The sequence below is a fragment of the Enterobacter sp. UPMP2061 genome, from assembly GCF_053709615.1.
Window position 1 is genome coordinate 106,079 of sequence record NZ_JBSKJP010000012.1, and the last position, 14,028, is coordinate 120,106.

Sequence of the window (14,028 nt, forward strand, 5' to 3'; positions counted from 1 at the left end):
GGGCTTTTTTCTCCACCAACAACCTGATCTCACGCGCTTTTTACCTCTAAAACGCTATACTGCACTAAAATAGTGCAACGACTCCAGGAGACTGCTGAATGGCAACTGGCACGCTGCCCGATGCTGGGCAGATCCTCAATTCTTTGATTAACAGTATCTTGCTGGTCGACGACGAGCTGGCGGTGCATTACGCCAACCCGGCGGCGCAGCAGCTGCTCGCTCAAAGCGCCCGTAAACTGTTTGGCACGCCGCTGCCTGAACTGCTGAGCTATTTCTCGCTGAATATTGGTCTGATGCAGGAGAGTTTGCAGGCGGGTCAGGGCTTCACCGATAACGAAGTGACGCTGGTGATTGACGGACGCTCGCATATTTTGTCCCTCACCGCACAGCGCCTGCCAGATGGCATGATTCTGCTGGAAATGGCGCCGATGGATAACCAGCGTCGTCTCAGCCAGGAGCAGCTACAGCATGCTCAGCAGATTGCGGCGCGCGACCTGGTACGCGGGCTGGCTCATGAAATTAAAAACCCGCTGGGCGGCTTACGCGGTGCGGCACAGCTTTTGACCAAAGCGCTGCCTGACCCTGCCCTGGCGGAGTATACCAACGTCATTATCGAGCAGGCGGACCGTCTGCGTAATCTGGTCGATCGTCTGCTCGGGCCGCAGCAGCCGGGGATGCATGTTTCAGAAAGCATTCACAAGGTCGCGGAGCGGGTGGTGAAACTCGTCTCTATGGAGCTGCCGGATAACGTCACGCTGGTGCGTGATTACGACCCAAGCCTGCCGGAGCTGGCGCACGATCCGGACCAGATTGAACAGGTGCTGTTGAACATTGTGCGTAACGCGTTGCAGGCGCTGGGCCCGGAGGGTGGCGAAATTATTCTGCGTACCCGCACCGCGTTCCAGCTGACGCTGCACGGCGTGCGTTATCGTCTGGCGGCACGTATTGATGTGGAAGATAACGGGCCGGGGATCCCGCCGCATCTCCAGGACACCCTGTTCTACCCGATGGTCAGCGGTCGCGAAGGCGGCACCGGGCTGGGGTTATCCATAGCCCGTAATTTGATTGACCAACACTCCGGCAAAATTGAATTTACCAGTTGGCCGGGACATACCGAGTTTTCGGTTTTCCTGCCGATTAAAAAATAAAGGTGACGTTTATGCAACGAGGGATAGTCTGGGTAGTCGATGACGATAGCTCCATCCGTTGGGTGCTTGAACGCGCGCTCACAGGAGCGGGATTAAGCTGCACGACGTTTGAGAGCGGCAGCGAAGTGCTCGACGCACTCACCACCAAAACGCCGGACGTTCTGCTCTCGGATATTCGCATGCCGGGCATGGACGGACTGGCGCTCTTAAAGCAGATCAAACAGCGCCACCCCATGCTTCCGGTCATCATAATGACCGCCCACTCCGACCTGGATGCCGCCGTTAGCGCCTACCAGCAGGGGGCGTTTGATTACCTGCCAAAACCGTTTGATATCGACGAAGCCGTTGCCCTGGTCGAACGCGCCATCAGCCACTATCAGGAGCAACAGCAGCCCCGCCACGCGCCGGATTTCGGGCCTACGACGGACATCATCGGTGAAGCGCCAGCCATGCAGGACGTGTTTCGCATCATCGGGCGTCTGTCGCGCTCGTCTATCAGCGTCTTGATTAACGGAGAATCAGGGACCGGTAAAGAGCTGGTCGCACACGCCCTGCATCGCCACAGCCCGCGGGCGAAAGCGCCTTTCATCGCCCTGAACATGGCGGCGATCCCTAAAGATTTGATTGAATCTGAGCTGTTCGGCCACGAAAAAGGGGCGTTTACCGGGGCAAATACCATTCGTCAGGGACGCTTTGAACAGGCTGACGGCGGAACGCTATTCCTGGATGAAATCGGCGATATGCCGCTGGATGTTCAGACCCGACTGCTGCGCGTGCTGGCAGATGGCCAGTTTTACCGCGTGGGCGGCTATGCGCCGGTGAAGGTGGACGTGCGTATTATTGCCGCGACGCACCAGAACCTGGAGCTGCGCGTGCAGGAGGGGAAATTCCGTGAGGATTTATTCCATCGTCTGAACGTGATCCGCGTCCACCTCCCGCCGCTGCGCGAGCGTCGGGAAGATATCCCGCGTCTGGCGCGCCATTTCCTGCAAGTGGCGGCCCGCGAGCTGGGCGTGGAAGCCAAGCAGCTTCATCCGGAAACGGATGCCGCCCTCACCCGTCTGGCGTGGCCGGGCAACGTGCGTCAGCTGGAAAACACCTGTCGCTGGCTGACCGTGATGGCCGCCGGACAGGAAGTGTTGATTCAGGATCTCCCCGCCGAGCTGTTTGAAGCCACCGTGCCCGAAAGCACCGCCGGACATGCGCTGCCGGACAGCTGGGCGACGCTGCTGGCGCAGTGGGCAGATCGCGCGCTGCGTTCCGGTCATCAAAATCTGCTCTCCGAAGCGCAGCCTGAGATGGAGCGCACGCTGTTGACTACCGCGCTTCGTCATACCCAGGGCCACAAACAGGAAGCGGCTCGCCTGTTGGGATGGGGTCGAAACACCCTGACGCGCAAGCTGAAAGAGCTGGGAATGGAGTGATCTTACTCCGCTGTGTAAAGGTTACTAATTGAGCGCAAAGTGCCGTTATTTTGCGCTTTACTGTTCCGATGAGTTTTGTATGATCGTGCCCGGAAACAGGGGGGAGCATCATGCTGGAATCATTAGTGACTTTGCTTTCGAGCGGAGCAGCAGAAAGCCACACGCCACAAACTGCCGTTGCGGCGGTATTGTGTGCGGCACTGGTTGGGCTGTTTAGCTAACGAGCTGTCGATGAAAAGCCGGGTGGCGCTTCGCTTACCCGGCCTACATCTCGCACTTAAGTAGGCCGGGTAAGGCAAAGCCGCCACCCGGCATTACAGCTCAAATCACCCGCGAGAACTGCTGTAAACGCGCCTTCTGACGCAGATAGGCATCGAAGCACATGCAGATATTACGAATCAACAGACGTCCTTTCGGCGTGACGACAACCGCACTCTCCGACACATCCACCAGCCCGTCTTTCGCCAGCGGCGCCAGAAGCTTCAGGTCTTCGGCAAAGTAATCGCTGAATTGCAGATCCCATTGCGACTCCACCTCGCGAAATTCGAGACGGAAGTTGCAGATAAGCGCCTTAATCACATCACGACGGATGCAGTCGTCGCGCGTTAGCGCAATGCCGCGCCACAGCGCGTTGCCGGTTTCGTCTATCTGCTGATAGTACAGCTTCAGCTCTTTCTGATTCTGGGCGTAGCAGTCGCCAATCATGCTGATGGCGGAGACGCCCATTCCGAGCAGATCGGTATCGCCCTGGGTGGTGTAGCCCTGGAAGTTACGGTGGAGAACACCTTCGCGCTGGGCAATCGCCAGTTCATCGTCAGGGCGGGCAAAGTGATCCATTCCGATAAACTGATAGCCGGTTTCGGTCAGCGAGGCGATGGTCTCCTGCAAAATGTCCAGCTTCTGCTGGGCGGAAGGCAGATCCGCATCTTTGATTTTGCGCTGAGCGGCGAACAGCGTCGGCAGGTGCGCATAGTTAAAGACGCTCAGACGGTCCGGGTTAAGCTCAGCCACGCGTTTAAGCGTGTAGGCGAAGCTCTCCGGCGTCTGCTTCGGCAGGCCGTAAATCAGGTCTATATTCGTTGAGGTAAAGCCGATTTCACGCGCATGGTTGAGTAAGGCAAAGATAAACGCTTCGTCCTGCTCGCGGTTTACCAGGCGCTGTACTTCTTTGTTGAAGTCCTGTACGCCCATACTCAGGCGGTTGAAACCTTCGGCGCGTAAATGATCCAGCACATCCAGCTCGATTTCACGCGGATCGACCTCGATCGAAATTTCGGCGTCGTCGTTAAAACTAAAATTGCCGCGCAGCAGCGCCATCAGGCGGCTGATCTGCGCTTTATTCAGATAAGTTGGCGTACCACCGCCCCAGTGAAGCTGGCTGACGTGACGCCCTTTAAACAGCGGTGCGCGGTGCAGAATTTCCTGTTCGAGCGCATCGAGGTATTGATCGGCTTTGTGCTGCTGGCGGGTAACGATTTTATTGCAGCCGCAGAAGTAGCAGAGCTTATGGCAGAACGGAATATGGACGTAGAGCGACAGCGGGCGCTCGGGATAGCGCGCCACAGCTTGCTGAAAATCCGCCTCGCCGAAAGCATCAGAAAACTCCAGCGCGGTGGGGTATGAGGTATAACGCGGCCCGGAATAGTTATATTTCTGGATCAGGGCCAAATCCCAGTCGATAGATGGTACAGACATGCTCACTCCTTCCGTTGGTGTCGCGTTCGTATACGGCGGCCCGTTCTGGTCCCGTTGCGGGACATCATTCGGGTGCGCAGCCACTTCTGTCGCCGCGACAACCGCCGTAGTTTAACGAATAACCACACCAGATAACATATAACCGGAAGGGTTATAAGCAGGACGAGTGTACCTGCCGGGTGCAAATGTTAGTTTCCACCTTTCAGCAGACGCATCATATCTTCCTGCTTTTCGTCTTCCTCTTCGTCTTCTTCATCATCGTAGGACAGACCCAGCTTCTGCATCAGTTCATCAATGCGGTCCAGTTTGGCGTCCACCCAGGACTGCTCTTCAGCGGTCAGGGTTTCACCCTCTTCAAGACGTTCCAGCAGCGCATCCAGGCGCTCATCGTTCTCCAGCATATCCAGCTCAGCCTGCGGTGAAAGCATAGGTTTCTCGCTCTTTGGTTTGTGCTGCTTAGTCACCGGCGTGTCTGTCACGCCCAGTGGAATGGGAGTTTTACTGCCGATACGAGGATCTTTCTGCTGTTTGCCTTTTGCAGAAGCGCCTGCGGCACCGCCACCGTTAGCACGGCTACCCGCAGCATGGCCACGATGTTTTTTATCGCGTTTGCGATCGCGCGCTTCCTGATTCAGTTCTTCGCGCGTTTTGCGGCGTGCTTTTGCAGGGCGTTTCACGCCCGCAGCGGAGGTCGGTTTTTTCATGATGTTTTATCTTTAAGTCGTTTTCTTCAGTATAGAATTGCGGCGAAATCTAGCAGAAAGCAAGCAAAGAAAAAAGGCGACAGAGCAATCTGTCGCCTTTTTTCCTGACTCACAACCCTTAACGGGTCAGACATTCCCTGTTTGCCTGCAACAAACCCTGTTTATCCCTTGGCTACTACCGTCCGTGATACGGTTCCGTTTCCTGTTAAAAACGCCTCCAGGCGCCGGTCGTCCTGACAATCCTGAGTCTTCGCCTCCTGGCGCTCCTGACCCTTATCCTTAAGTCGTTATCCTGTTGGCATCCTCGCCCTGGCACACACTTTACCTTGTTCCCTTAAACTAACAAGCTATGAAAAGGTACAAAACCGGATTTTCAGATAATTACTCATTAATAACTCTTTGAATTTTAATATTTTGAGTTTTTTAGCGCCTGCGATTTCTCTTAAATTTCTCATACGCTTAAGGGCAGATCTCTTACATTCCGTAGGGCTTTCACTTACATGTCAATGACGAAGGGAAAAGCCTTTTGCCCGCATTCAGGTATAATCCCCGCAGATTACGATTTTTGGAGACGACCACGTGACTACCTGGAACTACCAACAGACGCATTTTGTCACCAGTGCGCCCGATATTCGCCACCTGCCCTCAGACACAGGGATTGAAGTGGCATTTGCTGGCCGCTCCAATGCGGGAAAATCCAGTGCCCTGAATACGCTCACCAATCAGAAAAACCTGGCGCGTACCTCAAAAACACCTGGCCGTACTCAGCTGATTAACCTGTTTGAAGTGGCTGAAGGCAAACGCCTGGTCGATTTACCGGGCTACGGTTACGCGCAGGTACCGGAAGAGATGAAGATCAAATGGCAGCGTGCGCTGGGCGAATACCTGGAAAAACGCATGTGTCTGAAAGGTCTGGTGGTGCTAATGGATATTCGCCATCCGCTAAAAGATCTCGACCAGCAGATGATTGACTGGGCGGTGGCAAGCGATATTGCGGTGCTGGTGCTGCTGACAAAAGCGGATAAGCTGGCAAGCGGCGCGCGCAAGGCGCAGGTGAACAAGGTTCGTGAAGCGGTGCTGGCATTCAACGGTGATGTACAGGTTGAACCGTTCTCCTCGCTGAAAAAGCAGGGCGTGGATAAACTGCGACAGAAGCTCGACAGCTGGTTTAACGATCTGGAACCGGCGACTGAAGCGGAAGCAGAGTAACAACAGGCGCGGCGATGACCGCGCTTTTTTTTGCCAGAAACTTTCTTTGCCGCAATAAAAAACGCCCCAGTCATTACTGACTGGGGCGGCTAAAATATTCAGCCAAATCCGATTACGTGAAGTAAAAGGTCTGAAAGATAGAACATCTTACCTCTGTACCCTACGTCGTTAACTCTACTCTTTTTTTATCGCTGGACAAAGCACTTTTTGTAGTTTTTTTTCATTCTTTACATAGGGAATTCTAATGATCGTCACAAAACGCGCGTACTTATGTTGCTTACTTACATAAAACGCGCGTTATTACGTTAACCCTTAGTGAGCCTGATCCCAGTTTTCGCCGCTACCCACTTCCACCAGCAACGGAACGTCCAGCTTCATGCTGTTTTCCATCAGTTCATGGATCTTCTGAGAGACCGTATCCAGATCGTCTTTATGAACTTCAAAGACCAGTTCATCGTGTACCTGCATGATCATTTTCACGCGCGGCTTCTCTTTTTCGAGCCAGGCATCGACAGCGATCATTGCGCGTTTAATGATGTCCGCCGCAGTGCCCTGCATGGGGGCGTTGATCGCAGCACGTTCAGCACCCGCGCGACGCGCGGCGTTGCTGGATTTGATATCCGGAAGGTAGAGACGGCGCCCATCCAGCGTTTCAACGTAGCCTTTCTCTTTCGCCTGCGCGCGGGTACGTTCCATATATTCCAGCACGCCCGGATACCGCTCGAAGTAGAGATCCATATACTTCTGCGACTCTTTACGCGGAATATTGAGCTGGCGTGAAAGACCAAAGGCACTCATGCCGTAAATCAGACCGAAGTTGATCGCTTTTGCACTACGACGCTGCTCGTTTGTCACGCTCTCCAGCGGCAGCCCAAACACTTCGGCAGCGGTTGCCCGGTGGATGTCCTTCCCTTCGGCAAAGGCCGTCAGCAGGCCTTTGTCGCGTGACAGGTGCGCCATAATACGCAGTTCGATTTGCGAGTAGTCCGCGGAGACAATCAGATAATCCTCTGGCGCAATGAAAGCCTGGCGAATACGACGACCCTCTTCATTACGCACCGGAATGTTCTGAAGGTTGGGATCGGTTGACGAAAGTCGCCCGGTCGCCGCCACAGCCTGATGATAGGAGGTATGCACGCGGCCCGTTTTCGGGTTAATCATCAACGGCAGTTTGTCGGTATAGGTCGATTTCAGCTTAGCCAGACCGCGGTATTGCAGAATAACTTTTGGCAGCGGATAGTCCAGCGCCAGCTCTTCCAGCACCTCTTCAGACGTTGAAGGGGCGCCGCCCGGGGTTTTCTTCAGCGGCTTGATACCCTGTTTTTCAAACAGGATGGTTTGCAGCTGTTTCGGTGACGACAGGTTAAATGCCTCGCCAGCAAGCTCATGCGCTTTCTGTTCAAGCTCGGTCAGGCGCTGCGCCAGCTCACCAGAGTGGTTATGCAGCACCGTTGGGTCGATTTTAACGCCGTTACGCTCAATGCGGGACAGCACAGGCACCAGCGGCATCTCAATGTTCTGGAACACATTCAGCGGCCCTTCGTGCTTCTGCAATTTCGGCCACATTTTGAGATGCAATTGTAGCGTGACGTCAGCGTCTTCTGCGGCGTAGCGGCCTGCTTCTTCCAGCGCGATCTGGTTAAAAGTCAGCTGATTTTTGCCCTTACCGGCAATTTCTTCAAAGGTGATGGTTTTGTGTTTCAGCCAACGATCGGATAAGGAATCCATATCATGGCGACCCGCCACGCTGTCCAGAATGTAAGATTCCAGCATGGTGTCAAAAGCGATACCACGCAGCTCAATGCCGTAGTTTTGCAGAATACCGCGGTCATACTTCAGGTTTTGCCCGACCTTCAGCGCTTTCTCGTCTTCCAGAATCGGCTTCAGCAGTTCTAAGGCGCGCTCGCGGGAGATTTGCTCCGGCGCATCCAGATAGTCGTGAGCAACCGGAACATAGGCGGCAATACCCGGCTCCGTTGCGAATGACAGGCCCACCATATTAGCCGTAATGTTATCGAGGCTGTCCGTTTCGGTATCGAAAGCAAATACTGGCGCTTTTTTCAGCTTTTCAATCCAGGCGACGAGCCGTGACTCTTCAAGGATGGTTTCATAGTTGTCAAAGGAGAGCGCTATTGCCTCTTCTTCTGCCTGCTCTTCGGCATCGACAACGATGGTCTCTTTCGGCTTCGCCGCAGGTTTAGCCCCTTTAGCCTGAAGCCATTTCCCGGCTTCAACATCCGCGGTCCAGCGTTTAAATTCGTATTTTTTGAACAGGCCAAGCAGTTCGTCGGCGGCGGGTTCCTGCACTTCCAGCTGCTCGCAGGTAAGCTCCAGCTCTACGTCAGTTTTGATGGTAGCTAACTGATAGGAGAGATAAGCCACCTCTTTGTTATCGGCAAGCTTTCCGGCCATGGTTTTTGCGCCACGGAAGGTAAGACCAGCAATTTTGTCGGACTCTGCATACAGCGTATCCAGCCCGCCCAGCCCTTGCAGCAGCGCCTGAGCTGTTTTTTCACCCACGCCCGGTACGCCAGGAATGTTATCCGAGGAATCGCCCATCAGGGCGAGGAAATCAATAATGAGCTCTGGCGGCACGCCATATTTGGCGACCACTTCTTCCGGGCCAAGAATGGTGTTGGTCATGGTGTTGATCAGCGTGATCCCTGGCGTTACCAGCTGCGCCATATCTTTATCACCGGTACTGATCAGAACCGGGCGGCCTGCTTTTTCCGCTTCGCGCGCCAGGGTACCAATTACGTCGTCAGCTTCAACGCCTGAGACCGCCAGCAGTGGCAGCCCCATCGCTTTCACCATAGCGTGCAGCGGTTCAATCTGCGCGCGCAGATCGTCAGGCATAGGGGGACGGTGAGATTTGTAATGCTCAAATAATTCATCGCGGAAGGTTTTACCCTTCGCATCAAACACCACGGCCGCATGGGTTGGATGGTATTGCAGAATCAGGCTGCGAAGCATATTCAGCACGCCGTACATTGCGCCGGTAGGTTCCCCTGCGCTGTTGGTCAGAGGAGGAAACGCATGATACGCCCGATACAGGTAAGAAGAGCCATCGACGAGTATAAGTGGGTTTTCTGGGATCTGAACCATAATGTCCGTGCCTTTTATGAATTTATGGGTAAAGGATGCCACAGAAGGATGAAAACATCAGGTTTTAGCGCTTTATACAGAAAAAGATTTTGCGATCGGGAAGATCGCTCGCAAAACAAAACTGTGGATAAGTTTGTGCATATTTTTAATACAGGTGAATAACAGCTTTATAAAAGTGATACTGAAAACTTATTTATATAATAAAATCAAAGCATTGCTATAAGATCACTTAAGATCGCGCTTCACTGATGTTTATTTAGTCTATGTGGATATAAGACTTAAGCACTCTGTCTATATGCAAAAATTCGCTGCCTGGCAGGAAAAGCCGCAGCCTCCTGGTGTGAAACCGCCCTGGTCTGAGCGAATTTCTGATAAGATCGGCGCCCAGCACCGGATAGCCGGCTGCTCAATTACAGCTAACTATCTGAATAAATTCATTATGTCGAGAATACTCGCAGCGATAACATTATGGTTAAGCGTCATTTTAACTATTCTGGTTACCATCGCCTGTTCTGTGCCAATCATCGTTGCCGGAATAATTAAACTTCTGCTGCCTGTCCCTCCGGTATGGCGCGCGGTGTCTGCTTTTTGTAATTTTATGATGTACTGCTGGTGTGAAGGGCTGGCGATCCTGCTGCATCTGAACCCCTGGCTGAAGTGGGATGTTCAGGGGCTGGAGAAGCTGAACAAAAAGAACTGGTATCTGCTGATCTGCAATCACCACAGCTGGGCCGACATCGTTGTATTGTGCGTACTGTTTCGCAAACACATTCCGATGAACAAATACTTTCTGAAACAGCAGCTGGCCTGGGTGCCTTTCATTGGACTGGCCTGCTGGGCGCTGGATATGCCGTTTATGAAACGCTATTCACGCAGCTATTTAATTCGTCATCCGGAACGCCGCGGTAAGGACGTGGAAACCACGCGCCGTTCTTGCGAAAAGTTTCGCGCGCATCCCACCACCATTGTTAACTTCGTCGAAGGATCACGCTTTACCGAAGAGAAGCGCCAGCAGACTCGTTCTCCTTATCAGAACCTGTTGCCGCCAAAGGCTGCGGGCATCGCAATGGCGCTCAACGTGCTGGGTGAGCAGTTCGATAAATTGTTGAACGTAACGCTCTGCTATCCGGAAAATGACAGGACGCCGTTCTACGATATGCTCAGCGGCAGGCTGACGCGTATCGTTGTCCGCGTTGATCTGATGCCCGTCAACACTGAACTGCACGGGGATTATGTCAACGATAAAAACTTCAAACGTCGTTTCCAGCTTTGGCTTAATACACTCTGGAAAGAGAAAGACGAGCAGATAGCTAAGATTAAATCTTCATACAAAAACGCCGGTCAGTGACCGGCGTTTTTCTTTATGTTTGTTACTTTTTCTCAACCAGGTATTTCACGGTATCAGCGTACTGTTGTACGAAGATATCCATGCTGGTCGTGTCCATACCACGCATATTCACCTGGTATTTGCCGTTAACATACATCGCCGGCACGCCCTGCAACTGGAAGTCAGCGGCAGCTTTTTCCTGCTGTGCCACGAGAGATTTCACCACGAAACTGTTCCAGGCAGCGTCGTAGTCTTCACCTTTAACACCGGCATCCACGAACACTTTACGGATATCTGCCGTAGTTTGTACTGTCTGGGTTTTCTGTACGGCTTCAAACATAGGCGCGGTGATCTTATCTTCCACACCCAGCGCAATCGCGACCGCCCATGCCTGAGTCAGATCTTTACCCAGTGGGCCAAGGAACTCAACGTGGTATTTCGTCATTTTGGTGCCTTCCGGCAGCTTTTTCTTCACGTTGTCAGAAACATGAAGTACCTGCTCAAACTCATAGCAGTGCGGGCAGTAGAAGGAGAAGAACTCCAGCACCTGAGGCTCGCCAGCAACAGGCTTGTCCAGCGTAATGTACTGCTTGCCGTCGGTAAACTGCGCAGCAGTTGCGCTAAATGCCAGAATCATACCAGCCAGCGCCAGCCAAATTTTTTTCATGATTAACTCTCTCCTGGGTGTGTCCAATTAATACATCGGCGTTAATTGCAAAGGGGGTTCCTGTAGAACCTTAACCTGCGCGGTAAATGTGGATATCTGGTTGCGCCAGTAATCCTCCCCGGTAAGCCAGGGGAAATTTCGGGGAAAAGCCGGGTCTTCCCAACGCCTGATTAACCACGCGAGATAATAAACAAATCGCATCGCACGTAAAGGTTCTATCAAGGCAATTTCGTCTGAATTAAAGGGGCTAAATTCTTCATAAGCTTCAATTATGGTCTCAAGCTGCATGCGCTGCTCGGCTTTATCACCGTTGAGCAGCATCCACAGATCCTGCACCGCGGGTCCCATACGTGCGTCATCAAGATCGACAAATAGTGGGCCATCGCGCCAGAGAATATTCCCGGCGTGGCAGTCACCGTGCAGGCGCAGAGTAGTAATATCATCCAGCCAGCAGGCTTTTACAGCATCAATAAGCTTATCGGTCGCCGTGAGGAAATTATCCTTTAGCGCATTCGGGATCAGCGCCGATGTTTCGAATACCTGTCGCGGCTCAATAAGATATTCCTGAACACCAATCGTCGGACGGGCAACAAACGGTTTTTTACGTCCCGTCTGATGAATGCGCCCCAGATAGCGGGCAACCCATTCCATCTGATCGATATTATCTGCCTCAAACTGTCTTCCGCCCAGGCTCGGAAATACCGCGTAGTAAAAGCCCTGATGGGTCAGCAGCGTTTGGTTATTGAATTTAATGGGTGCCGCAACGGGAACATCGTCATCCAGCAGATCGTGGGCAAACTGATGCTCTTCCTGAATTTGTTCTGCGGACCAGCGCTGTGGACGGTAAAACTTTACGACAAAGCGCTGGCGCTCTTCGTCCTGAAATTGGTAGACACGGTTTTCGTAGCTGTTTAAAGGGGTTAACCCGGAATCCACCCGAATACCCTGTTCGAACAGCGCATCCATAATGGTATCCGGGTGTAGTGTCTGGAAAGTAAAAGCCTGGTCGTTCATCCGATCATCCGGAAATTATACGAATGATTCAGGATATCATCTTGTGGCGATTTCGGTGGCTCCGCTTACAAGCTTTTACTCTTTAATTACGCCTCGGGCACGCAGTAATGCGGTTTTAAAATCCTCTTCAAAATCTTTCTGAATGCCAGGAATAACAGCATCTTTAGCCGAGTCACGCATTTTCAGGTGGTAGATCAGGATGTCGTCAGAAAGGTCTGCCAGTTCGCCATCAAAACCTGACTCTTTCGCCAGTTTCTGTAAAAATTGCATCAGATTCAGCTCTGGCTCTTTTTGCCAGGCCGGCTGGAGAAGCTCAATGACTTCATTAAGACGTTTACATTTCATGGTAGTGCTCCTTTCATTTAGAGAGACACGTTAGCAGGGTCAATCCCACAATAAAAGAGGCGATATTCGTGAATCAATGCCAGGAAATCATCGGAGTTGTTCTGGCCGGGGGCAGGGCAACGCGAATGGGCGGAAAGGATAAGGGGCTTCAGCTCCTGAACAACACACCATTATGGCAGCATGTTGCTGATACGCTTGCAGATCAGGTGTCCTCGATGGCGATCAGCGCTAACCGACATGTTGATATTTATCAGCGCAGCGGGTATCCGGTTTATCAGGATAACCTGGTGGACTACCCCGGTCCGCTGGCGGGAATGCTTTCCGTTATGCAGCAGTCGCATGGAGAGTGGTTTCTCTTTTGTTCATGTGATACGCCCTTCATCCCGTCCTGCCTGGTTGAACGTCTGGTGCAGCGGCGCGGTGGTGCTCCCGTCGTCTGGGTACACGACGGTGAACGCGACCATCCAACGATCGCATTGATTAATCGCTCGTTAATATCCGCGCTGGAAGATTACCTGGCCGCAGGAGAGCGGCGCGTCATGGTATTTATGCGTCAGTCCGGAGGGCATTCCGTTGATTTCAGCGACATGAAATCGGCGTTTGTGAATGTAAACACGACGGAAGATTTGCAGATAATGCAGGAGAAGAAATGATACCCGCATTAGCGATCTCTGCCTGGAGTGGCACCGGGAAGACTACGCTGCTAAAAAAACTAATACCTGCACTTTGCGCCAAAGGCATTCGTCCAGGATTGATTAAGCATACGCACCATAACATGGATGTCGATAAGCCGGGGAAAGATAGCTACGAGCTGCGTAAGGCTGGCGCTGCACAAACGATGGTGGCGAGTAACCAGCGCTGGGCGTTAATGACAGAAACACCGGATGAAGCACCGCTGGATCTCGCTTATCTTGTCAGCCGGATGGATCACTCCACGCTGGATCTGGTGCTGGTTGAGGGGTTTAAGCATGAGGCCGTGCCTAAGATCTTGCTGTTCAGAAACGGCGCCGGGCATGATGTTAGCGAACTAATGCTGGATGAGCATGTGATTGCCGTGGCCAGTGACGTTGCGTTGTCGCTGGAAGTACCGGTTCTGGATTTGAATAATGTGGAGGGGATTGCAGCGTTTATTTTGGCGTGGTGTGCAGTCTGAGATCTGCCGGGTGGCGGCTTCGCCTTACCCGGCCTGCCGTTTTTCAACAAACAAACGCAAAAAGGCCATCCTTCCGGATGGCCTCTTCACTTGTTTGATGCCTGGCAGTTCCCTACTCTCACATGGGGAGACCCCACACTACCATCGGCGCTACGGCGTTTCACTTCTGAGTTCGGCATGGGGTCAGGTGGGACCACCGCGCTAAAGCCGCCAGGCAAATTCTGTTAATCTGTATCA

Annotated in this window: 14 protein-coding genes and 1 rRNA gene; 7 read left to right on the top strand and 8 right to left on the bottom strand. The window is 52.8% G+C overall.

Going from position 1 to position 14,028, the window contains the following annotated elements:
• Positions 1-98: 98 nt before the first annotated feature.
• The 3 genes from glnL to ACWKXX_RS18980 all read left to right on the top strand — a co-directional run bounded on the left by glnL (position 99) and on the right by ACWKXX_RS18980 (position 2,793).
• Complete coding sequence (glnL, locus tag ACWKXX_RS18970) at positions 99-1,148, top strand: nitrogen regulation protein NR(II) (RefSeq protein WP_003861923.1); 1,050 nt, start codon at positions 99-101, stop codon at positions 1,146-1,148.
• A gap of 11 nt (positions 1,149-1,159) precedes the next feature.
• A complete protein-coding gene (glnG, locus tag ACWKXX_RS18975) occupies positions 1,160-2,572 on the top strand; it encodes a nitrogen regulation protein NR(I) (RefSeq protein ID WP_003861919.1) in 1,413 nt (470 codons plus the stop codon).
• A gap of 110 nt (positions 2,573-2,682) precedes the next feature.
• Positions 2,683-2,793, top strand: coding sequence for a YshB family small membrane protein (locus ACWKXX_RS18980; RefSeq protein WP_017382667.1), 111 nt, complete (start codon positions 2,683-2,685; stop codon positions 2,791-2,793).
• A 100-nt stretch (positions 2,794-2,893) separates the two neighbouring features.
• On the opposite strand, the gene hemN is transcribed toward ACWKXX_RS18980, so the two are convergent.
• Together hemN and yihI are read right to left on the bottom strand one after the other, a co-directional pair.
• On the bottom strand, positions 2,894-4,267 hold the full coding sequence (hemN, locus tag ACWKXX_RS18985) for an oxygen-independent coproporphyrinogen III oxidase (RefSeq protein ID WP_015569899.1): 1,374 nt from the start codon (positions 4,265-4,267) through the stop codon (positions 2,894-2,896).
• A 188-nt stretch (positions 4,268-4,455) separates the two neighbouring features.
• Positions 4,456-4,971, bottom strand: coding sequence for a Der GTPase-activating protein YihI (yihI, locus tag ACWKXX_RS18990; protein WP_015569898.1), 516 nt, complete (start codon positions 4,969-4,971; stop codon positions 4,456-4,458).
• A 579-nt stretch (positions 4,972-5,550) separates the two neighbouring features.
• On the opposite strand from yihI, the gene yihA reads away from it, so the two are divergent.
• Positions 5,551-6,180 (top strand): ribosome biogenesis GTP-binding protein YihA/YsxC, encoded by a 630-nt coding sequence (yihA, locus tag ACWKXX_RS18995; protein WP_003861913.1) that lies wholly within the window; start codon positions 5,551-5,553, stop codon positions 6,178-6,180.
• Between the two features lie 98 nt (positions 6,181-6,278).
• On the opposite strand, the gene ACWKXX_RS19000 is transcribed toward yihA, so the two are convergent.
• A complete protein-coding gene (locus ACWKXX_RS19000; RefSeq protein ID WP_071892919.1) occupies positions 6,279-6,326 on the bottom strand; it encodes a spot 42 RNA, inhibition of DNA synthesis in 48 nt (15 codons plus the stop codon).
• Between the two features lie 166 nt (positions 6,327-6,492).
• Positions 6,493-9,285: a DNA polymerase I gene (gene polA / locus ACWKXX_RS19005; RefSeq protein ID WP_063624500.1), complete on the bottom strand. Its 2,793-nt coding sequence runs from the start codon at positions 9,283-9,285 to the stop codon at positions 6,493-6,495.
• 439 nt (positions 9,286-9,724) lie between these two features.
• On the opposite strand from polA, the gene ACWKXX_RS19010 reads away from it, so the two are divergent.
• Entirely contained in the window at positions 9,725-10,633 is a 909-nt protein-coding gene (locus ACWKXX_RS19010) for an acyltransferase (RefSeq protein WP_032620765.1), read from the top strand.
• Positions 10,634-10,655: 22 nt separating this feature from the next.
• Here the strand turns inward: ACWKXX_RS19010 and dsbA are convergent, their stop codons facing one another.
• The 3 genes from dsbA to ACWKXX_RS19025 form a co-directional block, all read right to left on the bottom strand.
• A complete protein-coding gene (dsbA, locus tag ACWKXX_RS19015; RefSeq protein WP_003861908.1) occupies positions 10,656-11,279 on the bottom strand; it encodes a thiol:disulfide interchange protein DsbA in 624 nt (207 codons plus the stop codon).
• A gap of 27 nt (positions 11,280-11,306) precedes the next feature.
• Positions 11,307-12,293 carry a serine/threonine protein kinase gene (locus tag ACWKXX_RS19020; protein ID WP_023304658.1) on the bottom strand — a complete coding sequence of 329 codons (987 nt, stop codon included), beginning with the start codon at positions 12,291-12,293 and terminating at the stop codon, positions 11,307-11,309.
• 75 nt (positions 12,294-12,368) lie between these two features.
• Positions 12,369-12,638, bottom strand: coding sequence for a YihD family protein (locus ACWKXX_RS19025; protein ID WP_261665875.1), 270 nt, complete (start codon positions 12,636-12,638; stop codon positions 12,369-12,371).
• Positions 12,639-12,706: 68 nt separating this feature from the next.
• Here ACWKXX_RS19025 and mobA point away from each other — a divergent pair, with 68 nt between their 5' ends.
• A complete protein-coding gene (gene mobA, locus ACWKXX_RS19030) occupies positions 12,707-13,291 on the top strand; it encodes a molybdenum cofactor guanylyltransferase MobA (RefSeq protein ID WP_017694040.1) in 585 nt (194 codons plus the stop codon).
• On the top strand, positions 13,288-13,791 hold the full coding sequence (gene mobB, locus ACWKXX_RS19035) for a molybdopterin-guanine dinucleotide biosynthesis protein MobB (RefSeq protein ID WP_261665874.1): 504 nt from the start codon (positions 13,288-13,290) through the stop codon (positions 13,789-13,791). Before mobA ends, mobB begins: the two co-directional genes overlap by 4 nt.
• A gap of 99 nt (positions 13,792-13,890) precedes the next feature.
• Here the strand turns inward: mobB and rrf are convergent.
• Positions 13,891-14,006: ribosomal RNA gene (gene rrf, locus ACWKXX_RS19040) — 5S ribosomal RNA — on the bottom strand.
• Positions 14,007-14,028 lie beyond the last annotated feature (22 nt).

Coding starts and splice junctions, on each gene's coding strand:
- mobB (WP_261665874.1), top strand. CDS start 13,288: ATGATACCCGCATTAGCGATCTCTGCCTGGAGTGGCACCGGGAAGACT.
- yihI (WP_015569898.1), bottom strand. CDS start 4,971: ATGAAAAAACCGACCTCCGCTGCGGGCGTGAAACGCCCTGCAAAAGCA.
- dsbA (WP_003861908.1), bottom strand. CDS start 11,279: ATGAAAAAAATTTGGCTGGCGCTGGCTGGTATGATTCTGGCATTTAGC.
- hemN (WP_015569899.1), bottom strand. CDS start 4,267: ATGTCTGTACCATCTATCGACTGGGATTTGGCCCTGATCCAGAAATAT.
- ACWKXX_RS19010 (WP_032620765.1), top strand. CDS start 9,725: ATGTCGAGAATACTCGCAGCGATAACATTATGGTTAAGCGTCATTTTA.
- ACWKXX_RS18980 (WP_017382667.1), top strand. CDS start 2,683: ATGCTGGAATCATTAGTGACTTTGCTTTCGAGCGGAGCAGCAGAAAGC.
- glnL (WP_003861923.1), top strand. CDS start 99: ATGGCAACTGGCACGCTGCCCGATGCTGGGCAGATCCTCAATTCTTTG.
- ACWKXX_RS19025 (WP_261665875.1), bottom strand. CDS start 12,638: ATGAAATGTAAACGTCTTAATGAAGTCATTGAGCTTCTCCAGCCGGCC.
- ACWKXX_RS19020 (WP_023304658.1), bottom strand. CDS start 12,293: ATGAACGACCAGGCTTTTACTTTCCAGACACTACACCCGGATACCATT.
- polA (WP_063624500.1), bottom strand. CDS start 9,285: ATGGTTCAGATCCCAGAAAACCCACTTATACTCGTCGATGGCTCTTCT.
- glnG (WP_003861919.1), top strand. CDS start 1,160: ATGCAACGAGGGATAGTCTGGGTAGTCGATGACGATAGCTCCATCCGT.